We start from the raw sequence: 17,671 nt of genomic DNA, 5'->3' as shown, positions 1-17,671 counted from the left end.
TTCAATCCTTTTTCAGTATTTTTTCGACCGCTCCAACTGTTTCCGAAAAATTTGAAATGAGCTCTTCAATTTCACCGTCTGAAATGGTAAATGGAGGAGCAATAATAACAGCATCTCCTTCCCCGCTGTCTATTCCCGTTTTGGCAGGATAAACAATCAGCCCGCGTTTTTTCGCCTCGCTGATCATGTGCTGAGTAACCGCCTTCTCTTGAGAAAAAACTTGTTTCGTATTCTTGTCTGCTACAAATTCAACTCCTAATAGCAGTCCTTTTCCGCGCACATCGCCAATAATCTCGCTTTGAGACGCTGTCTCAACAAGCTTCTTTTTCAGTACAGCCCCCTTTTTCTCTGATTGCTTGATCAAGCCATGCTTTACCACATACTGCAAAACTTCAAGAGCGGCTTTGGCTGAATAGGGATGTGCACTATATGTGTGGCCGCTCATAATCACACCTGAGCCTTGTTTTATCGTTTGAATAATAGAATCAGATACAACGGCAGCGGCAATAGGTGCATACCCGGCACCGAGACCCTTTCCCAGTACAGCAATATCAGGAACGGTGTGCCAATGCTCTGTCGCGAGCATCCTTCCCGTTCTTCCAAGCCCTGTCATCACTTCGTCTGCAATAAAGAGCACTTCGTGTGTGCGGCATACCTCACTTAATCTCTCATAATATCCCGGAGGCGGAGTAATCGCTGCTCCTGCTGCACCAATAATAGGCTCAGCCACAAAGCCGGCGATAAATTGGCTTCCGATTCTTTTGATCGCAGTCTCCAGTTCATCAGCGGCAGTCTGAACAAAGTCTTCTTCCGTCCCATGATTCCGCCGATACACATGAGGAGCTGAAATAACAGGATATCGCTCAATGAGATGGGTGAATCGGTATCTCCTTTCATAAAAACCAGATAATGAAAGCGCTCCCAAAGTTATTCCGTGGTAACTGCTCCATCGAGACAAAAAGATGGATTTTTGTGTTTGCTTTTTTTCCTGCCAATACTGAATGGCGATTTTCATAGCTGTTTCTATCGCTTCTGATCCGCTGTTGACAAAAAAAGACCAATTCACATCTCCCGGAAGCTCTTGCGCCAAGAGGGCGGCTAATTGCTCGGCAGGCTCGCTTGTAAACTGTGATCGATAAGCAAAAGACACTTGATCAAGCTGGTCTTTCAGCTTCTCAGTCACATCACGAACCCCGTGGCCGATATTACATGTCACTGCACCTGATGAGCCGTCAAGATATCTTTTTCCGGTCTGATCATAAACATATGAACCCTTCGCATAACTGACAACCGGATAGGCCGAACTAAGGTCCGGCTTAATTAAATAACTGCTCATGCTCCCACCTCAAAAAACCCTTTTGACATATTATATGAGTGTCCAAATTGCGGCATGACGTTCCACGCAAAAACTTTTCACACAAAAAAGAGCCTTCCTGATGGGAAGGCTCTTTTGAATTTCAACATTAGTGAATAAAAGCAGCTCCGACAATAATTAATAAAATAAACAAGACAACAATCAATACAAACGTATTTGTCCCGCAGCCAGATCCGTAACCGTATCCAGAGTATCCATGCATGCTATTTTCATCCTTTCTTATCACGATATACGGCATAATATGCGGGCCAAGTCCCAAATGGTTTGTGCAAACGCCTATTTCATGTAAGGAAATAATGAAAAACAGTGTGCATCCGCTCATATTTTTTAAACGTCAGCTTTTCGTAAAAATGGGTTGCACCCTCAGTGCTTGTGGCCACTAAATAGGCTGCTTCCATTCCTAGCGATTTCGCGATGGACAACATTTCTTTCACTAAGATACTGCCATAGCCCTTCCTTTGAAACTGATCCAAAATGGCAACTTCTTCGATTTTAGCCGTTTTTTCTTGCGGATGGATAAATAGCTCTCCACACCCAATGGGAACCTTCTGTGAAGCTTCGCTATAACAAACAACAAGAATAATCGTACCCGCTTCATAAAAGGGATATTTTCTTTTTAATTTTTGTTTTGCGATCGCTTCCCCAATATAAATGGAATCATAAATTTTCATGATAGTAGACCCATCACTGAGACTTTTTGCTGTCCCCCATGCCGTTAACGGATGCCCCATCTGCCCTTTCCAATCACTAAGTTTCATGTCGTACAACAGCTCATCCTCGACAACAAACCCGCTTTTGACAAGCAATTGCTTCAAACCAAGCGGAAAAACATGCTGCGGTGACGCTTTTAAATGGAGATAATTCGCAGCAAGTAGCTTTGGTACGGAGGGCAAAAAGTCCAGTAACCGATCCAATGGAAACGTATCATGGAGCTGTACAAAGTTATGAGAAAAAATTTGCGGAAGCTTTGGATCTCTATATATTCTGTAATGATCAAACAATGCCGATTCAGACGTTAACAATATATATTGGTGTTCCGTTTTTGAATAATGTCCTGTCATGAACGTCTCCTTTTTATGAACCTATGCCTTTACTCAATTGCAATATTCAACTTCTTTATAATCTCATCGTACACTGGATAAAACGGCTTTCCAATTGAAAATTTATGGATATTTCGGAAAGAAGCGGAGATTGGCTTTTGATGCAAAAAAAATTTCCTTACTACTTGTTCACTAATTGGGTGTAAGACGCCGTGTAGAAACAAAAACGACTTGCGTTCTATGAGAAAAAGCCTTCGATTAGGCGGATTTTCGATCAAACTAGATCGTTCCCGCGTAATTGGCAGCCCTTCCGGCAGCGCCTCTAATTCTTCTTTTCCAATTGTCAATATGTCTTTTCTTTTAAATTGATAAAACCGAAAAGCATACTGACCCATAATCCGTCTTTTTTTTTCGTCTTCGATATAAAATATTGCAGGATGTCCAGCTTCCTTTACTAAAATGTAATTCGGTATATTTAACATTTTTCCGATTCTATATTGGAATAAATACGGATCTGGAACGGTCACAGTCCGATTTAGATACAAAGAACCCCACCTATCCCCGACAGGACGCCTCAGACCCTGATCAATAAAATACACGTTTTGATCTGAACCTTTTACAAAAGATCCGTCAATCAAATCAGCGGGCAGAGACTGATATGCATTTTGAAATGAATTGGGGGTTTTATAGGTTGTATCTAATACTTCATTTATCGGCAAAAACGGCGCAAAGTTGTTGATTCTGGTCCAAAAAATTGAGTCACCATGATTCCAATGCTTCATGTCATCGTCCCAGTAGCTTCCATATTTATGAAGTATACGATCAAGTAACGAACGACGATGCATAACTGAGCAATGATCGACTTGGAAAGCAGCCTGATCTAACACTGCATCGGCATTCCTATAGAAATGTGAAATTTCCTCTCCTCTTTCGTTTACATGTATAACTTTTTGTCTTGAATAGACAGCCAGTGCCTCAGGCTTATGCAAAAACGTCTGCACCATACGGTTCAAACGCTCAGGATGATAAACTGTGTCATCGGTGAGATAGGAAATGTAGTCTCCCTTAGCAAATGGAAGCGCGCTGTTAATTAGCGTGGCGTAGCGGGTTGTTTTTATTCGTTCTTCAGGTTTTACGAAACTGTTTTCATAACGAATGCGAGGGTCATGAAGATACTTGTGAATTACTGCAGTTGTTTCTTCATTAGAATGATCATCCATGACAAAAAGCTCCCAATTGTCATGTGTTTGATTCATGACGCTTTCAATCGCCTTTTGCAGATAAGCGGGTTTGTTGTAACTCGTTAAAACAATGGACACTTTCTCTCCCATCTATACATCCCCTTAACGTCTGACATATAAAACGGCTCCGCAGCAAGCAGAGCCTCTGTCTTCATTAAAAAGCACCCCAGCTTACAATACTCGAGAGTGCAACATTTGACCTCAGGTTATTTAACGGATTTTGAAAAATCACCAAGTCTGTCAGGACTTCTTTTACAATGACATTTTGAAGCGTACCTCCATTTATTAGGTTCACTTTTGGAATCGGCACACTAAGCTCTTTCGCAAATATGAGTTGACGTCTGAGATCAGAATCATTTTCTTCAGAAACTGGGTGACAGATAAGCAAAATCAATAAAAGTAGAATAAATTGCAATTCGTTTCCATTTTCATCTTTGTTTACTTGATATTGAGACTCCAAACAACAATCCCTCCTATACTTTTCACAGTATGATTGAACTGTCAATTGCGGTATAGATAATGTCTGTTCATTGAAAAAAATCAGCACTTTTCTTAAATATAAAAAAAGTTTGGCGTTCGCCTCATACCAAATACCGGTTAGTAGAATATGATTAATTTGAGTTCACTATTATTAGGAGGTGTTTTTAATGAATAGTGGAAACACGCAATTAAAAAGGGAGTTAATCAGGGCCCTTTTAAACCCTTTATTAACAAATTCAACTTTAGGAGGAGATAACTTGGATATTTCACTTAACACTATTTTGGGAACCGCGCTTGATTTAAATACGAATTCGAATACTTCACCTGATTCGCCAGCAGAATGGATTTTCGAGAGAATCGCACCGGGTACTAGGATCAGTATTGTAACTGATTCAGGTGACATGATCGGCCCTGCCATATTTATCAATTTCAATCAGGAAATAGGCATCGTCTTTGTAACACAAGAAAGCACTGTCACTCCTGCGGGCCAAGCTACAACATTAATTGATGTAAACAAAGTAGAAAGCGTTACGTTCTTTTCATAACATCTGATGAAAGTCTTGTATATCCAGTCGGGATACGGAGGAATATACAGTTATTTTGATCGCTGGGCTGAAGAATGTTTTCGGTGTACTCATACAGAGTATATGTCAGCAGGTACTCTGGAAGCAGAGGCTCTGGTGAAGATCGAAACATTTCAGCCGGACTTCGCACTTATGATGGTTGGAGACCGCGTTCCTCACGACTGGCTGACCTGGTTAAAGGGTAAGGATATTCCCGTGTATGTTTGGCTGACCGAAGACCCATTTTATATTGATATCAGTCTTCAGGTGATTAAACATGCTGACGCCATATTAACGATAGAACAAAATGCCGCTCTCTATTATCGGGAGCTTGGCTTCCAGCACGTCTATTATGTTCCGATTCCAGTTAATCATCGGCTGTTTAAAAAAATGGACACCGAACAATCCTTCCATTCAAATCTGCTTATCATTGGCTATCCTTACCCTAATCGGGTTCAGCTTATGAAAGAAGCGGTACATCTGCCTTTCACGGTTCGAGTAATCGGAAAGGAATGGAGAAAGTATCTGCCTAAAAAAGTGCTCAAGCAGCCGCATATCGATGTCGTCAGCACATGGATTCCACCCGAACACGCCGTTCATTATTATAACGGGGCTGACATTGTGATCAATGCGCATCGGCCTTATCATTTTGCTTTCAACAAAAATAATATCCCCATCAAAAATGCCAGTTTCAATAACCGAACGTTTGATATCGCTGCGTGCGAAGCATTTCAATTAACAGATTTACCCGCGGCTCATCCTTTTTCATCCTTTATTTCTTATCACAGTATCAACGACTTTAAGGAAAAAGCCGCTTTCTATATCAACCATCCTGAAGAACGGCATAAAGTAGCAGCATCCAATTACAAAGAGACCGTACCCGCAAATACGTATGATGAGCTTCCTGAAAAACTAAAGGCGATTCATTTGGCGCTTTCTTAAAAAATCGTTCATTTCTATGAACGATTTTTTCTAGCCATCAGAACGGTCCTTCAGCTTCCTCAGATTCACCTGTTTATAAAGATCAAGTCTCCCGCCAAGATGCTGTGCAAACTGTTCCCACGACACTGATTTGAAGTTTTGATTGCCGGCTTGTCCATTGTTGATAGTTTCGCCGTCCTGTGCCACAAAAATCCCGAAAGGATATTTTGGGCCAAGTCCGAAACCGAGAACATCAATACCGTCCGTATCACTAGTACCGTCTATCTTTACGCCAACTGTGATGGTCAAAGTTTGCTACATAGCAATTGCTTCCCTGCCGTTCATACATTGCATAGCAGTTACTTCCGTGACTTGAGGCCATGAGGTACCCTTTGCCGTTTGGTGCATAAAAGATCGTCAGTCCTTCTATATGCTGTCAAATGTTCTCCTGTCGCACGGTCGACAACCTGCCCCTTTCCTAAAGCGACAGGATTTGTCTCGATTTGCGCTGTCACTTTAAAATGATGTTCCGCATTCACATGATGATCGGCAGGTTTATTGCTGTCAGGTTAAGCAATAAACCCGCACCAGTGCTTAGCAGCAATTTAATATATACAGGTATTTAACTGTGAGGAAATGAACCTTTTTTATAGTGTTTTTGATTCGTAAACTACTGCACGTACGAGGGACGTGATAACTCTGTCAGGTTTCCTTTTACGGCGCGAAATAAATTATAATGAATATTTAGTACATTATTCATTTAGTTTTTTTATTTCTGGTTGCGTCTATTTTCCATTTTTTATAAATGAAGAACACTTTGTGACGTAATCATTCCCCTAAATTTTGATTTACTGGTTGCTTTCATTAACTCGATTAAAAAGTTGAACATATGATGCATGGTAGAGAAACGAGAGTTGGAGGATAAGCCATGCCTAAACAGCAAACAGCAGAACTAAAACCATTTTTCCATAACAAAACAGTTTTAGTCACTGGCGGGACGGGTTCAATCGGGAGTCAAATTGTCAAACGCCTTTTGCTGCTTACTCCGAAACAGGTGATTGTATTCAGCAAAGACGACAGTAAACAGTATATGATGAGCCAAAAATATGCGGAGGATAAGCGGCTTTTATTTATACTCGGAGATGTGCGCGATTATAGAAGGGTGAATCAGGTGATGGAAGACGTCGACATCGTCTTTCACGCTGCTGCGCTGAAACAGGTTCCGACCTGTGAAGACCATCCATTTGAAGCGATCCAGACCAATCTCATCGGCGGACAGAATGTGGTTGAGGCTGCCCTTTTACACCGAGTTCAGCAGGTTATTCATATCAGTACAGATAAAGCTGTTTTTAAAGATACTGACTACAAATTGATAAAAAAGAAAGGACTATTCTGAACTTTTCAGAGCCCTTTCAAATAGTAATCTTGCGACTTCTTTATAAAACTGATCTAAGTTATCATCCTCAAATTTTTGGTCAATAATTCTTATTGAGTAGTTATTTCTTTGAATAACCTTAATTGTTTTCTTCTTCAGTTCTTCATATTCTTCATAAGGCATTTATCTAACCCCCGTTTTCACAGGAGTATTATATGTATGTAAGGGTTTGTCTCTTGACTGTTCTTTCTTAATTAGTTCCCCACAAAGTTTGTTTAGATAATATGTATAATTCACTTTCTTTTTCATCCAACGCACTTCTGTGCCGATCTCTTTACAGATCGCAATCGGAATACTGGACTTGTTAACTTTAGTCTTATATTTATGTTCCAACTGTTTTTCAGCTATGTTCTTATATGTAAGGAAATCATCAATATGTACGAAATAAACCTTGTTCTCGGGCTCTCTAAATTGAAACAGGAAGCCAGGGATTATGTTTGGATATTGTGTTGCTTCCTTTAAATATTTAATCTGCTGCGGCTTTATGATCTTCTCGCTGAAGGAAATGGACTTGTCCTTTGTTGATTTAAGCTCAAAAGGAAATAAGTATCCATTAAAGTGAAGGAAACAGTCATATTTGTTTTTTGATACCGATGCTCCCCTTTTCAAAAACATTGGGTTAACGTCTTTAATCCGGTAAAAGAACAGCTTCTGATCTGCTGCAGATTTTTCAATGTTCGCTTCAAAAACTTTTCCTTGATTGTTTGCTCCCAATCAATCACTCTCCTAATCTATATTGAAGGTAAAATATGTATGTGCTAAAATCGTTCCTGAAAGAGGTGTACATAGTGAAAAAACAATGGAAACCAGTTGATTCAAGACTCAATGAACTCATGCATGAATATAGCGTTTCAATTGAAGATCTTGTTGAGCGTACTGGATTATCAAAACAACGTATTAATGATTATGTACGTGGTTTTAAATCTAATATGAATATTGGAACAGCAATGACATTTGCTGATGCCATAGGTTGCTCTATAGAAGAGCTTTATGTATGGAACTTTAAAGAGCGCAGACAATTAACCAAATAATTTACAATATGGTTCCCTTTTTGACCCACCTTATTTCCTGCATTAATTCCTCATTATTGTCAGCTAAGTTAATTAAGTTACGATGCGCTCTTTGTAGATCTTTTTCATCAATGGCCTCCTTTACTGTTTTCATTTGTCTATCCATTTTGTTATATAATGTTTGAATTGAATGATAAGCCTCGACTATACCGCTCATCCTTCACTAATTTTATTTTTATGCTAAAAGTTTAAGAGGGCGTCTTGAATACCTGAGATTTCAATACACCCAGTGATCTTTAAAACTCATAACAATTATCTTTTTCACTCAAATATCTTGCCGTTCGTCTGTACATATTTTTTTATATTTGTTCTTTATTTTCAACAGCTCAATTTGAGACTCAATGTGTTGAATATCCTGACTTTCTAATCCGCTAACATCGAATACTTTCAAGTTGTTATCAGAATTAGCATCCGAAATAAAATTTGATACCTTCACAACATCTATAGTTGGTATTGAAAGTGCCACGGCTATTTTTTTTAAAGTCTTTTGAGAGGGATTTTTCCTCTTGCCACTTTCTATTTGAGAAATATATGATACTGTTAAATCCGCTAGCTCAGCAAGTTTGCTCTGTGTTATATTCCGATTGATTCTTATCTGCTTTATATAAGCTGCTAAATTAAATTCTTCAGTCTTACTCATTAGAATTCACTCCAAAAAATTTTATAATCATTCCACTCTAAAGTGATCTGCTTAAAAACATGGTTTTAAAACTCCCATTTGTTTTTCAATATTCACATAATATACTAGCAGAATGTTTAATAAAATTTAAGCCAGTCAGCTTGTAATCCCTTCTTATTTTCGTACATATTCATCCAACTAAAAATAATATAAAGGCAAACCTTCAAAAAAAATCAACATTTTATTTAAATTCATTAATCATTTCTTCAACTTCGTCTATTGCAATGTCAATTCCAAACTGTTCATCATAAGTATTGGCAATTTTTTTAGCTTTGTTTAGGCGCTCTATTACCATGTTCAATATCATTATTTCATCCATACACATCACCTCTACATAAAATTAGAATTTTAACTGAATTTAAATCTCAAATGTTTTAAGTTCAAATGTTTTATATGAATCTACTTCATTTCCTGGTATCACATTGACACTTGGATAATTATCATAGTCATACGGGTATCCGATACAATTCATATGAAAGCTCGCTCCCTCTTTATCAAACTCAGCTTGTAAATGATCATGTCCACAAATCCAATGTTTTGTGTTAATGAACGGTACATCAACCATATAACATGTGTTAGGCTCAAACGGTGAATACGGATTGTGAACAGGTGGAACATGAGACACAAATACATCAACTTGGATGTTTTTTAATGTTTCATACCAATCCATTGATTCTTTCCACATCGCTCTTACTCCATCTACTTTGTTGTAACCATTAATACAAATGTAATTTGTGTCATTAGAAACTCCTTTAAAGAAATCCCATCCATCAAGTCCTTTTGGAAGGTACCACATTACATCTCCTGCAAAGACTTTACCTTTATATGTTCCCGTTGTCTTAATTAATGGAGTTACATTTTTTATGTTGGCAGCCTTTTTGATTAGATCATTTAACCTTCCAATTGAGTCTGAATACTTTCTTTTTTGATTCTTGCTAAGTAAATAAAGATCATGATTACCATATGTAAAGTAAACTTTCTCGTAATGCTTTGCTGCCTCATCTAAAACCCATAATGTTTGTTGATTCCATTCAGTAAAATCACCGGCAATGACTAATACCTCTCCATTACCGTTTGAGATAAATCTATTTATGATTTCCCTTGTCCGCTTCTCCCACTTAATCTGATTTACATTCCAGGGAATCCAATGATTAATATGAAGATCTGATACATAATCAATTTTCATTTTTCGCCCACCTTTCTTAATGAAAAAATTAATTTCGTTGGCGTGTATTAATTAAAATAATCTCTCCATAATATGATTCAAACAAGCATGTTTTCATTACACTTTAGGAGATGAATAAGATGGCTCAACAAAGCAGATCAAGATCAAACAACAATAATGAGTTATTAATTCCTCAAGCAGCTTCAGCCATTGAACAAATGAAACTTGAAATAGCTTCTGAGTTTGGTGTTCAATTAGGCGCTGAGACTACTTCTCGTGCAAACGGTTCAGTTGGTGGAGAAATCACTAAACGTTTAGTTCGCTTAGCTCAACAGAACATGGGCAGTCAATTTCATTAAGGAGGGGTATTCCCCTCTTTTAATGCTCCTCTTCTAAACCCTGCCATTACATTTAACCCTCCCACTTGCTCTACCACATTTTTCAATGGTATGATTTTCTATATAAATATCATCTAGTGTCTTATAATTAACTAAAAATAAAGCTTTAGGAGGATGAAAAATGAATACTAGAAGTAGTAAATACGAGCCACTGTATAAATTTTTAAAGTTAAAGGATACCAATCGTGTTGTCATGACTTTTTCTGATTTGGAGGATATACTTGGTTTTACACTTCCTACAACAGCTTTAAAACGAGATCAATGGTGGGTAAATAATAATTCACAACATACTCAGGCTAATTCCTGGTTGAAAGCAGGCTTCCGGGCAGTCCCGAAATTAAATGAAAAGAAAGTAAATTTTGTTAAATACCTGGAAGAATAACTTTCTAATGGGTAAGTATGATTAAATTATGATAAAAGGACCTAAATGAGGTGTATTAACTTGTGCAAAATAAGCACAAAACAAAGAAAAATAAGCGTTTGGTCAATATAATCATATCCTTCCTTAATTTCTGTCCTTGTGCTTGATTCCTAATTTTTTTATTTACATTCTTTGGTTTTAAAAAATCACTATTTAAGAAATCAAAGCAGAAAGAGAGCTATACATGTTTAAAAATTTTTTCAATTCACATCCGTTTATTAAAAATATTTCTGAAATTCTAATCACAGCTATTTCTCTTGGTGTATGGTTTAGTGTGAATATAAATCATTACTTAGGTGTTTTTTTGGGATTCTTAACAGCTGGGATTATTAATTCAGTTTTAGGCTGCAGTTGGGAACCTAAGAAGAAAACTGCCTGATGAAGAGGTTTGACCTCTTCATTTTTTTGCGCCTTAATCTAAATAAAATACAGATTTCATTTAGATAATATCCAGCGCTCCATCACAATAAGGACATTTGCCATTCTCCTCTTCGCATGTACACATATAATTCACCTCCGACGTCTCCTCAAATATCATTTAATTGTTGTTTCAGATCAAAGAATTTATCGTGAAGAAATTTAAATTTATCCTTATTTATGTATGCTTTGTCATCATTAAGTTTAAAAAGATCTAAGTACTTTCTTTTATTTCTTCTAATAATACGTAAAGCAATTGTGTAGCTTACCCATTCTTCATCTTCCAATTGGGTTAAGACTTCGCTTAGCTCGAAAAACAATTCAAGCTTCTCTTTATTTTGCTGTGTTTCAAGTCTTAAAAGATCCCTTTGTTTTTCAAGTAAAGTTGTTTCAATTTGATATTTCTTTTCCTCCAAGGCTCTTATCTGTTCGTTTGTGCTATGTATTTTGTCTCCTACCTCCAATGAATCACCTCCTTAAAGTTTGAATAAAATATTAGTTTTATAGTAATTTTATTTTTACTCTAAATATATAAAAGAACAAGTTGATTAACTTGTCTCTATCTTATCACCTGTTCATTACGTATGTCTATAGTTATTTTATTTTTATTCTTTATTTATTGGTTTAGCTTTATTAACCTTTTGTTCCGTAAGCAAGCTGGAGGCGATATTTCACCAATTTCATAATTCCTCAGCTCATTTGCTCATCTTCTGTGACCATAATTACCACCTCCCATTCACTCTAATCTTATCCTATAGGTTTCACTTTTAATGCACAATAAAGAGGCAGCATTAAACTGCTACCTCAAATGAAAGCCTGTCCCCATGTTTATAGTTGATTAACTTGAAATCATCAATGGTAAAGTCATAAAAATCTTTTACTTCAGGATTGATCCATAATTCAGGTGCTTCAAACTGTTCTCTTTCCATTTGAATTTTCAAATTGTCTATATGGCGTGTGTAAATATGGCAATCACCAATGTTAAAGATATATTCACCAAGCTCATAACCAGTCACTTGAGCAATCATGCGCTGCAAAACATTGTACTGAAATACATTGAAGGGATTTCCCAATGCCATATCATTGCTACGTGCTCTTACCTCTAGGTGGAGTTTTCCTTGCTTAACATACCATTGCGTCTCGTATACACATGGTGTTAAGGCCATTGAGTCTAATTCATCAGGATTCCAAAGCATTGTAATGTGTCTCCGTGAAGATGGGTTGTTCTTCAATTGATGCAGAAGATAATCAACCTGATCTACCTTTTCTCCATTTAGATTTCTGTTTTTCTTGCCCAGCTGGAATCCATATGCATGTCCGATGCTGCCATCTTCTTGTTTCCACTGATCCCAAATATGTACGCCCATTTTGTTCAATTCAGTAACATCGTTCGATTTCATTTGCCATATCCAAAGCAACTCTTTAATCGCTGTTTTCCAGGCAACCTTTTTTGTTGTTAAAATCGGAACCTCTGAGTTGTCGAATCTCATTTGCTTACTAATCACGCTCAGTGTATGAGCCGGTGTTCCATCTGAATCCCACTTTGTTCTTACTTGAAATTCTTCGTCTGAGATTCCTTTATTTATAATGTCATTTATGATTGAGTTGTATTGTTTATCGAATTGAGTCATTTAAAATTAACTTCCTTTCATTTACACACTTTGGTAAGATATTCTTAGTTATAAATTGGAAAGGGATGGTCAGTTATGCCTGTTTATAAGTATAAGCCGGAGTTTGTTAGCAAAGTTATTGAGTGTAAAACTGAAAGATTAACAGATTCCATCGAAGCTAGGTACTGTTTATCGATAAAGTTAAACAACTCTTTAGACTCCTCTTTTGTTTATATAATGTTAAATCCAAGTATAGCAGGTAGGGATGTTTCTGACCTAACCATAAACAAGCTTTGTAAATTCAGCCACACCCTTAACGAAGTAGGTACAATACATATTGCCAATCTGTATCCTTTTTATGAAACCAATTCCACAATGTTATCTTCTCTAATTAAAAACTTACAAGACGAAAATACAAATTTATTTGATACAGTAATGGCAACTAATCGGCAGGTATTGAGCTCCCTTGTAAGAAACTCAAAAAAAGTCGTCTTGGCTTGGGGAGATTGCCCTGATTTATTTGATAAGCAATTCCATAAAAAACAATGTAATGACTTTATGTTGTTGCTTAAAGAAGCGAATCAGACTCAGGTTTATGTAATAAAAACTCATTTTGACAAGCTTCTAACTGTGAAAAACTCTCCAAGACATCCTTCAAGACCTATGCTAAAAGGGCTTGAGCCGTATAATGAGTGCAGCTAAACTCAATTTCACATTAAATGAAAAATAATACTCAAAGCAAAGATAAGGTTCCCAAAGACATAAGCCAAATAAATATACCTACTATGGCTTACTGTTTCGCCCTCCAACACGTCTAAAACCTTAAACATGCTTAGGACTGTGTATATAAGTGAAACTGCTGTCCACGCAAGCATTAGGATGTTATCGTGCGTAACTAATCCAATATAAGCCAGAGGGACAATGAAAGATATTCCCTTGAGTAAAGTAAACAGATAAATCAAATTCTTATTTCGTTTCACATTTTCTAACGTTGAATTATCGAGCACATTCTTTACTTTTCTATACGCATTGCTTTCTCCTCGAACAATCAATCTGACCTCATTAATGTTTAATGCTATTAGATAAGCTGCTAGAAATAGAGTTACATAAGCTATGAAGAACATCTCCTTATTTTATATTTGAGTTTGATTTTTTACTACTTTAATCAAGTGCTGATTAAGCATTTAGGCGAGTCATGGAAATCATAATCCCCTACTTTAAATAAATTAGTCGGTCTTGATCTATTCACTCGGCTAAGCTGGCCAAAGTTCCTCATTAATAAATCATCTTCCAGCATATTTTTATATCCATGTAAATTGATCAATTCATTTATTTCTTCGGGCGTACCCTCAAATTCAACACCATTAATTTTTACTTTCATTCAATAATCCCCTTTAAATCATTCATTTGATCAGCAATGCTTTCTTTAATTGTATGTGGCAACTGATCTATCCCCTTTTCAATTCGTTTCTGACCAGTTTTCCTGATTTTTGTAGTCATCTCTTTAAAACACTCTAAAGCAGTATCTGAGATTTCATCATATAGCCCCTGAATTTTCACTAATACACTTAAATATTCTTCGTCACCTTCTTCAAATAGCGACAACCCTTCTTCAAGTTTGTTGATCTTTTCAATACTCTTTATTATTTTATTTTTATCCTTAAACAATTAATCACCCACCTATTTTAATTATGGTCGATCATCTTCAAGAAATTAGACGCTGCACTTTTGTATCTCAGGTCTTTCTCGTACTCAGCAACTTGTCTCATATGTTCAATGAATTCATCTTCGAGTCCTTGCAACTGAAGAAATCCAAAGCAAAGACCGTTCCTATAAAGCATGTCATCATGTTTTGCTTGTAAAGTTCTTTCTTTGTTGTTAATTATCTCTTTCCTCCTTATTGATTTTAGATAAAAGTATTCTTTTATTCGGAAATATTTCCAACAAAATTCTTTTATGATAAATTTAAAGTAATGTATTTAAAGGAGTGTTAATTTGCGAAAAATATTCAAAATCATTAGTTTATTGATTCTATTGTTATTATTAGTTTATTCTTTCTTCAGTTCTAACTCACAATTATTTGTGTTCGTTCAGCTAATCATAATTGCATTCTTAATTGGTTTTGGAGTTAACTGTTTTGTTAAAAAAGAACGATACCAAGGTACTCTATACTTCTTAATTGCAATATGCAACATAACTACTAATCTTGATAAAATAAACGAGTTAATTCAGAGCATTTAACTTATACATATATAGGAGGTGGGAAATTTCCCACCTTCTTTATTGTATTGGAACTAATAATTCACATAAGTGATTATCAATCATTTGTGAAGTATATCTCTCTATGATTGGATCTTCCCTTATAGTTAGACTATTTTTCTCTATTTCAGAAAAGATAATATTCCAAAATTCACTGACTGCCTCTTTTGTATGGTCAAGCAAGAAAACAGCGTATTTCCCTCCAGATAACTTGCCAACTTTAGCTGGTTGTGGCACATTAAAATCTTGATTTATTACAATGCAAACATCGTAACGGCATTCCTCTTTAGGAGTAATACTTGGATTATCTTGTGGAATCCCTAAAATTATAGAGTTATGAAATACACCATTCAACTGTGCCCACTTTTTAAAAGATTCCATTAGTTCTTTATTTTTCTTGCCACCATACTCTCCAACATTTCGGAAATAAGCAATCCTTGATTCAGGTAATTCTTCAATAGTTATTTTCATATTTTAATCCCCTTTCCTAGAAAAGGTAATATGATTAAAAATGTTTTTCAAGAAAACTTTTAAATTAATTTATACTTCTGATACATAATCCAATTACTTCGTTCCTGTTGATCCGTGCCCACCTCGGTCATCGTTGCCTAGATGGTCTACCTCGATCAAGTCAACTGCCACCATCTTCTTCATAATTCTGAACTGGCAGATCCGATCCCCTTTCTTAATCTCTGTGTCACGTAACGCATAAGTAGGAAAGAACCAAAAATCGTTGTCACCCTTATAAGACTCATCGATAACACCCATTGAGTTTGTTTGAATAACACCAAAGTTCTTATATGTACTTGAACGAGGAACGACATGTGCTTCGTAACCTTCAGGCAGTTCCATAGCCACACCTAATGGGACAAGCTTAAATTCATCTTTTTTGATCACTACATCTTCAGCGGCACGAAGATCAATCCAATCACCTTGCTCAATTTTGCTGATTCTTGTTTGGGTTTCATCTAGATACTTGATTTTAATTTGCATTATGTATTAGCTCCTTTTATTTTTAATGTATGTACGTTCTTTTTTGTCTTCTTCAGTTAAACAAACAACTCATTAATGTTCGAACTTTGCCCTTAACTCTTCATATAGTTTACGATCACTTTCTTCTTTCTCTTTGAGATACCTTTCTCTTTCAGCATCTTGCTTCTTTTTTAGCTCATTCTCATACTCTTCCCACTCTGTTTCATCGATCACACCTTTATCATGTAATTCTCTTTTCAGTGGGTGTAAGATCTTCTTTGCTTCATGTGCGTATAAAATTCTTGTCTCATAGGTATCATCCCAGTCAGTTTGTTGACAAGCCATAAACACGCCCCCATCTTTAGTAATAATTGTTGTTTGCTCACAAAACTGATTTGCCCAAACATAAGCAACTTCTTTACCAATTAATCCTTCCTGAGTCTCAATGAAATACATAAATAGCTCCTTCTAATTAAATTTGTTTAAAATTACCCTTTTATCGTAATTCCTTTAGTAACTCATCAAGTTCATCAGGCTTAAAACCAATACTTCGGTTTACTTCCTCTCCTTGATCACTCAACAAAATGGTTACCGGTACTCCCATAACACCAAATCTAGCTGCCACTTCTGGTTCCTGTGTAACGTCAACTGTCTCAAATTGAATATTTGCTTGTTCTAAGTAATTGGACACCATTTTACATGGATTGCAATTAGGCTGCTCTAATTTAATTACTCTCATCGAATACATCCTCTCTCGTTAAAAATAAAATCTGAATCCTTTAATGGCTCCACTGTTGCTTTTTTGTATCCATTCCCTTTAGTTGAAAAGAAGTCATGGGACTTTGTTTTAGTGCTCAAACCATTGATAACAATTGGATTAACATCCTCTTCTTCAAACCAATGATCAAAGCCCAGATTGTTTAAAGCTTTATTTGCGTTGTATCTGATGAATTTCTTTACATCTGGAGCTAATCCAACCTGATCATAAACATCTTCTGTATACTCCAATTCATTTTCGTAAAGCTCCTGCAGTAAGTTTAAAGCCCATTCGTGTAATTCCTTTTGCTTCTGTGGTGTTTGCTTCTTATAAATCTCCTGAGCTAACAATCCGACATATACGCCGTGTATCGCCTCATCACGGATAATAAGGTTAATGATTTCACCGCTTTGCATCAGTTTTCCTTGTCCGTAAAAGTAAAGTGGATAATAAAACCCTGAGTAAAAAAGAAAACTCTCTAGGAACACAGAAGCAACCATTCCTTTGAATAATGAAATGTCATCGTTTTTGTGAATTGACTTATAGATTGAAACAATTATTCCCGCTTTCTTTTGCAAAAATTTATTGTTTTTCACCCATTCGAAGACTTCATTGATCTGCTCGGTTGGAGCTAATGTAAGAAAGATGTTGCTGTACGACTTCGCATGGACAGCGTTCTCCATCATCGCCATAAAGTTCAGCACCGCTTTCCGCTGGTGGCCATCTACGTGTTCAGCCACGATCGGCATCCCCGTATTCCCCTGTTCTGTATCAAGAAGCGTAAGTCCGGCCAGTACCTTCATATAAGTATCCTGCTCATTTTTTCCGAGGTACTTCCATGTGAGAAGATCGCCGTTTAAAGCAATCT

The 17,671-nt window shown here is 36.6% G+C and carries 31 protein-coding genes and 2 pseudogenes; 9 read left to right on the top strand and 24 right to left on the bottom strand.

Annotated elements, in window-relative coordinates:
• Position 1: 1 nt before the first annotated feature.
• The 6 genes and pseudogenes from MOF34_RS17050 to cgeC all read right to left on the bottom strand — a co-directional run bounded on the left by MOF34_RS17050 (position 2) and on the right by cgeC (position 4,116).
• The gene (locus MOF34_RS17050; protein ID WP_019714681.1) at positions 2-1,336 is read right to left on the bottom strand and encodes an aspartate aminotransferase family protein; all 1,335 of its coding nucleotides are present in this window, start codon (positions 1,334-1,336) and stop codon (positions 2-4) included.
• Positions 1,317-1,454: pseudogene (locus tag MOF34_RS17045) on the bottom strand (hypothetical protein); the annotation flags it as partial. The gene MOF34_RS17050 and the pseudogene MOF34_RS17045, both read right to left, overlap by 20 nt.
• 9 nt (positions 1,455-1,463) lie before the next feature.
• Positions 1,464-1,613 carry a YjcZ family sporulation protein gene (locus MOF34_RS21055; protein WP_395940369.1) on the bottom strand — a complete coding sequence of 50 codons (150 nt, stop codon included), beginning with the start codon at positions 1,611-1,613 and terminating at the stop codon, positions 1,464-1,466.
• A gap of 43 nt (positions 1,614-1,656) precedes the next feature.
• Complete coding sequence (locus MOF34_RS17035; protein ID WP_268401037.1) at positions 1,657-2,436, bottom strand: GNAT family N-acetyltransferase; 780 nt, start codon at positions 2,434-2,436, stop codon at positions 1,657-1,659.
• Between the two features lie 29 nt (positions 2,437-2,465).
• Positions 2,466-3,746: a glycosyltransferase family 2 protein gene (locus MOF34_RS17030; protein WP_268401035.1), complete on the bottom strand. Its 1,281-nt coding sequence runs from the start codon at positions 3,744-3,746 to the stop codon at positions 2,466-2,468.
• A 64-nt stretch (positions 3,747-3,810) separates the two neighbouring features.
• Positions 3,811-4,116, bottom strand: coding sequence for a spore maturation protein CgeC (cgeC, locus tag MOF34_RS17025; protein ID WP_268401033.1), 306 nt, complete (start codon positions 4,114-4,116; stop codon positions 3,811-3,813).
• A 187-nt stretch (positions 4,117-4,303) separates the two neighbouring features.
• Between cgeC and MOF34_RS17020 the strand changes: the two genes are divergently transcribed.
• Both MOF34_RS17020 and MOF34_RS17015 read left to right on the top strand, forming a co-directional pair.
• The gene (locus tag MOF34_RS17020) at positions 4,304-4,681 is read left to right on the top strand and encodes a protein CgeA (RefSeq protein WP_268401031.1); all 378 of its coding nucleotides are present in this window, start codon (positions 4,304-4,306) and stop codon (positions 4,679-4,681) included.
• A gap of 6 nt (positions 4,682-4,687) precedes the next feature.
• The gene (locus tag MOF34_RS17015) at positions 4,688-5,641 is read left to right on the top strand and encodes a CgeB family protein (RefSeq protein ID WP_268401029.1); all 954 of its coding nucleotides are present in this window, start codon (positions 4,688-4,690) and stop codon (positions 5,639-5,641) included.
• 30 nt (positions 5,642-5,671) lie between these two features.
• Here MOF34_RS17015 and MOF34_RS17010 read toward each other — a convergent pair.
• Positions 5,672-6,102 (bottom strand): annotated as a pseudogene (locus MOF34_RS17010) (phytase); the annotation flags it as partial.
• Between the two features lie 446 nt (positions 6,103-6,548).
• Here MOF34_RS17010 and MOF34_RS17005 point away from each other — a divergent pair.
• Positions 6,549-7,016: an SDR family NAD(P)-dependent oxidoreductase gene (locus MOF34_RS17005; protein ID WP_268401027.1), complete on the top strand. Its 468-nt coding sequence runs from the start codon at positions 6,549-6,551 to the stop codon at positions 7,014-7,016.
• Here the strand turns inward: MOF34_RS17005 and MOF34_RS17000 are convergent.
• Positions 7,008-7,178 (bottom strand): hypothetical protein, encoded by a 171-nt coding sequence (locus MOF34_RS17000; protein WP_268401025.1) that lies wholly within the window; start codon positions 7,176-7,178, stop codon positions 7,008-7,010. The genes MOF34_RS17005 and MOF34_RS17000 overlap by 9 nt on opposite strands.
• On the bottom strand, positions 7,179-7,769 hold the full coding sequence (locus tag MOF34_RS16995) for a hypothetical protein (protein WP_268401023.1): 591 nt from the start codon (positions 7,767-7,769) through the stop codon (positions 7,179-7,181).
• Between the two features lie 74 nt (positions 7,770-7,843).
• Here MOF34_RS16995 and MOF34_RS16990 point away from each other — a divergent pair, with 74 nt between their 5' ends.
• Positions 7,844-8,086, top strand: a complete 243-nt coding sequence (locus MOF34_RS16990; RefSeq protein WP_268401021.1) for a helix-turn-helix domain-containing protein — start codon at positions 7,844-7,846, stop codon at positions 8,084-8,086.
• 1 nt (position 8,087) lies between these two features.
• On the opposite strand, the gene MOF34_RS16985 is transcribed toward MOF34_RS16990, so the two are convergent.
• The 4 genes from MOF34_RS16985 to MOF34_RS16970 all read right to left on the bottom strand — a co-directional run bounded on the left by MOF34_RS16985 (position 8,088) and on the right by MOF34_RS16970 (position 9,990).
• Positions 8,088-8,273, bottom strand: a complete 186-nt coding sequence (locus MOF34_RS16985) for a hypothetical protein (RefSeq protein WP_268401083.1) — start codon at positions 8,271-8,273, stop codon at positions 8,088-8,090.
• 117 nt (positions 8,274-8,390) lie between these two features.
• A complete protein-coding gene (locus MOF34_RS16980) occupies positions 8,391-8,765 on the bottom strand; it encodes a helix-turn-helix domain-containing protein (RefSeq protein WP_268401019.1) in 375 nt (124 codons plus the stop codon).
• Positions 8,766-8,985: 220 nt separating this feature from the next.
• Positions 8,986-9,123 (bottom strand): hypothetical protein, encoded by a 138-nt coding sequence (locus MOF34_RS16975; protein WP_268401017.1) that lies wholly within the window; start codon positions 9,121-9,123, stop codon positions 8,986-8,988.
• A gap of 39 nt (positions 9,124-9,162) precedes the next feature.
• Positions 9,163-9,990 (bottom strand): metallophosphoesterase, encoded by an 828-nt coding sequence (locus tag MOF34_RS16970; protein ID WP_268401015.1) that lies wholly within the window; start codon positions 9,988-9,990, stop codon positions 9,163-9,165.
• A gap of 119 nt (positions 9,991-10,109) precedes the next feature.
• Between MOF34_RS16970 and sspC the strand changes: the two genes are divergently transcribed.
• The 3 genes from sspC to MOF34_RS16955 all read left to right on the top strand — a co-directional run bounded on the left by sspC (position 10,110) and on the right by MOF34_RS16955 (position 11,167).
• A complete protein-coding gene (gene sspC, locus MOF34_RS16965; RefSeq protein ID WP_268401013.1) occupies positions 10,110-10,328 on the top strand; it encodes an acid-soluble spore protein SspC in 219 nt (72 codons plus the stop codon).
• Between the two features lie 160 nt (positions 10,329-10,488).
• A complete protein-coding gene (locus MOF34_RS16960) occupies positions 10,489-10,749 on the top strand; it encodes a DUF7662 domain-containing protein (RefSeq protein WP_268401011.1) in 261 nt (86 codons plus the stop codon).
• A 223-nt stretch (positions 10,750-10,972) separates the two neighbouring features.
• Positions 10,973-11,167 carry a hypothetical protein gene (locus MOF34_RS16955; RefSeq protein WP_268401009.1) on the top strand — a complete coding sequence of 65 codons (195 nt, stop codon included), beginning with the start codon at positions 10,973-10,975 and terminating at the stop codon, positions 11,165-11,167.
• 148 nt (positions 11,168-11,315) lie between these two features.
• Here the strand turns inward: MOF34_RS16955 and MOF34_RS16950 are convergent, their stop codons facing one another.
• Positions 11,316-11,669 (bottom strand): hypothetical protein, encoded by a 354-nt coding sequence (locus MOF34_RS16950; RefSeq protein ID WP_268401008.1) that lies wholly within the window; start codon positions 11,667-11,669, stop codon positions 11,316-11,318.
• Between the two features lie 327 nt (positions 11,670-11,996).
• Positions 11,997-12,836: a thymidylate synthase gene (locus tag MOF34_RS16945; protein WP_061188107.1), complete on the bottom strand. Its 840-nt coding sequence runs from the start codon at positions 12,834-12,836 to the stop codon at positions 11,997-11,999.
• A 75-nt stretch (positions 12,837-12,911) separates the two neighbouring features.
• Between MOF34_RS16945 and MOF34_RS16940 the strand changes: the two genes are divergently transcribed.
• Positions 12,912-13,517: a DUF1643 domain-containing protein gene (locus MOF34_RS16940; protein ID WP_061188106.1), complete on the top strand. Its 606-nt coding sequence runs from the start codon at positions 12,912-12,914 to the stop codon at positions 13,515-13,517.
• An 8-nt stretch (positions 13,518-13,525) separates the two neighbouring features.
• On the opposite strand, the gene MOF34_RS16935 is transcribed toward MOF34_RS16940, so the two are convergent.
• The 4 genes from MOF34_RS16935 to MOF34_RS16920 form a co-directional block, all read right to left on the bottom strand.
• Positions 13,526-13,867, bottom strand: a complete 342-nt coding sequence (locus tag MOF34_RS16935) for a hypothetical protein (protein WP_061188105.1) — start codon at positions 13,865-13,867, stop codon at positions 13,526-13,528.
• 113 nt (positions 13,868-13,980) lie between these two features.
• On the bottom strand, positions 13,981-14,196 hold the full coding sequence (locus MOF34_RS16930; protein WP_268401005.1) for a hypothetical protein: 216 nt from the start codon (positions 14,194-14,196) through the stop codon (positions 13,981-13,983).
• Positions 14,193-14,483: a hypothetical protein gene (locus MOF34_RS16925; protein ID WP_061188103.1), complete on the bottom strand. Its 291-nt coding sequence runs from the start codon at positions 14,481-14,483 to the stop codon at positions 14,193-14,195. Before MOF34_RS16925 ends, MOF34_RS16930 begins: the two co-directional genes overlap by 4 nt.
• Before the next feature lie 17 nt (positions 14,484-14,500).
• Positions 14,501-14,656 (bottom strand): hypothetical protein, encoded by a 156-nt coding sequence (locus MOF34_RS16920; protein WP_061188102.1) that lies wholly within the window; start codon positions 14,654-14,656, stop codon positions 14,501-14,503.
• Positions 14,657-14,810: 154 nt separating this feature from the next.
• Here MOF34_RS16920 and MOF34_RS16915 point away from each other — a divergent pair, with 154 nt between their 5' ends.
• Complete coding sequence (locus MOF34_RS16915) at positions 14,811-15,056, top strand: hypothetical protein (RefSeq protein WP_268401002.1); 246 nt, start codon at positions 14,811-14,813, stop codon at positions 15,054-15,056.
• Between the two features lie 39 nt (positions 15,057-15,095).
• Here the strand turns inward: MOF34_RS16915 and MOF34_RS16910 are convergent, their stop codons facing one another.
• From MOF34_RS16910 to nrdF, 5 genes are all read right to left on the bottom strand, one after another.
• The gene (locus MOF34_RS16910) at positions 15,096-15,545 is read right to left on the bottom strand and encodes an AraC family transcriptional regulator (RefSeq protein ID WP_268401000.1); all 450 of its coding nucleotides are present in this window, start codon (positions 15,543-15,545) and stop codon (positions 15,096-15,098) included.
• 93 nt (positions 15,546-15,638) lie between these two features.
• The gene (gene dutA / locus MOF34_RS16905; RefSeq protein WP_268400998.1) at positions 15,639-16,067 is read right to left on the bottom strand and encodes a dUTP diphosphatase DutA; all 429 of its coding nucleotides are present in this window, start codon (positions 16,065-16,067) and stop codon (positions 15,639-15,641) included.
• Positions 16,068-16,139: 72 nt separating this feature from the next.
• Positions 16,140-16,502 (bottom strand): hypothetical protein, encoded by a 363-nt coding sequence (locus MOF34_RS16900; RefSeq protein ID WP_268400995.1) that lies wholly within the window; start codon positions 16,500-16,502, stop codon positions 16,140-16,142.
• Between the two features lie 40 nt (positions 16,503-16,542).
• On the bottom strand, positions 16,543-16,785 hold the full coding sequence (locus tag MOF34_RS16895) for a thioredoxin family protein (protein ID WP_268400993.1): 243 nt from the start codon (positions 16,783-16,785) through the stop codon (positions 16,543-16,545).
• Positions 16,782-17,669, bottom strand: a complete 888-nt coding sequence (gene nrdF, locus MOF34_RS16890; RefSeq protein WP_268400991.1) for a class 1b ribonucleoside-diphosphate reductase subunit beta — start codon at positions 17,667-17,669, stop codon at positions 16,782-16,784. The genes MOF34_RS16895 and nrdF overlap by 4 nt, the downstream gene beginning before the upstream one ends.
• Positions 17,670-17,671 lie beyond the last annotated feature (2 nt).

It is taken from the genome of Bacillus sp. T17B1 (assembly GCF_026796395.1).
Taxonomy (GTDB): Bacteria; Bacillota; Bacilli; order Bacillales; family Bacillaceae; genus Bacillus; species Bacillus spizizenii_A.
Note: the sequence above shows the minus strand (reverse complement) of the source record. Positions and strands in the feature narration are given on the sequence as shown.

Coding starts and splice junctions, on each gene's coding strand:
- MOF34_RS17050 (WP_019714681.1), bottom strand. CDS start 1,336: ATGAGCAGTTATTTAATTAAGCCGGACCTTAGTTCGGCCTATCCGGTT.
- MOF34_RS21055 (WP_395940369.1), bottom strand. CDS start 1,613: ATGCCGTATATCGTGATAAGAAAGGATGAAAATAGCATGCATGGATAC.
- MOF34_RS17035 (WP_268401037.1), bottom strand. CDS start 2,436: ATGACAGGACATTATTCAAAAACGGAACACCAATATATATTGTTAACG.
- MOF34_RS17030 (WP_268401035.1), bottom strand. CDS start 3,746: ATGGGAGAGAAAGTGTCCATTGTTTTAACGAGTTACAACAAACCCGCT.
- MOF34_RS17020 (WP_268401031.1), top strand. CDS start 4,304: ATGAATAGTGGAAACACGCAATTAAAAAGGGAGTTAATCAGGGCCCTT.
- MOF34_RS17015 (WP_268401029.1), top strand. CDS start 4,688: ATGAAAGTCTTGTATATCCAGTCGGGATACGGAGGAATATACAGTTAT.
- MOF34_RS17005 (WP_268401027.1), top strand. CDS start 6,549: ATGCCTAAACAGCAAACAGCAGAACTAAAACCATTTTTCCATAACAAA.
- MOF34_RS17000 (WP_268401025.1), bottom strand. CDS start 7,178: ATGCCTTATGAAGAATATGAAGAACTGAAGAAGAAAACAATTAAGGTT.
- MOF34_RS16980 (WP_268401019.1), bottom strand. CDS start 8,765: ATGAGTAAGACTGAAGAATTTAATTTAGCAGCTTATATAAAGCAGATA.
- MOF34_RS16975 (WP_268401017.1), bottom strand. CDS start 9,123: ATGGATGAAATAATGATATTGAACATGGTAATAGAGCGCCTAAACAAA.
- MOF34_RS16970 (WP_268401015.1), bottom strand. CDS start 9,990: ATGAAAATTGATTATGTATCAGATCTTCATATTAATCATTGGATTCCC.
- sspC (WP_268401013.1), top strand. CDS start 10,110: ATGGCTCAACAAAGCAGATCAAGATCAAACAACAATAATGAGTTATTA.
- MOF34_RS16960 (WP_268401011.1), top strand. CDS start 10,489: ATGAATACTAGAAGTAGTAAATACGAGCCACTGTATAAATTTTTAAAG.
- MOF34_RS16955 (WP_268401009.1), top strand. CDS start 10,973: ATGTTTAAAAATTTTTTCAATTCACATCCGTTTATTAAAAATATTTCT.
- MOF34_RS16945 (WP_061188107.1), bottom strand. CDS start 12,836: ATGACTCAATTCGATAAACAATACAACTCAATCATAAATGACATTATA.
- MOF34_RS16940 (WP_061188106.1), top strand. CDS start 12,912: ATGCCTGTTTATAAGTATAAGCCGGAGTTTGTTAGCAAAGTTATTGAG.
- MOF34_RS16930 (WP_268401005.1), bottom strand. CDS start 14,196: ATGAAAGTAAAAATTAATGGTGTTGAATTTGAGGGTACGCCCGAAGAA.
- MOF34_RS16920 (WP_061188102.1), bottom strand. CDS start 14,656: ATGCTTTATAGGAACGGTCTTTGCTTTGGATTTCTTCAGTTGCAAGGA.
- MOF34_RS16910 (WP_268401000.1), bottom strand. CDS start 15,545: ATGAAAATAACTATTGAAGAATTACCTGAATCAAGGATTGCTTATTTC.
- dutA (WP_268400998.1), bottom strand. CDS start 16,067: ATGCAAATTAAAATCAAGTATCTAGATGAAACCCAAACAAGAATCAGC.
- MOF34_RS16900 (WP_268400995.1), bottom strand. CDS start 16,502: ATGTATTTCATTGAGACTCAGGAAGGATTAATTGGTAAAGAAGTTGCT.
- MOF34_RS16895 (WP_268400993.1), bottom strand. CDS start 16,785: ATGAGAGTAATTAAATTAGAGCAGCCTAATTGCAATCCATGTAAAATG.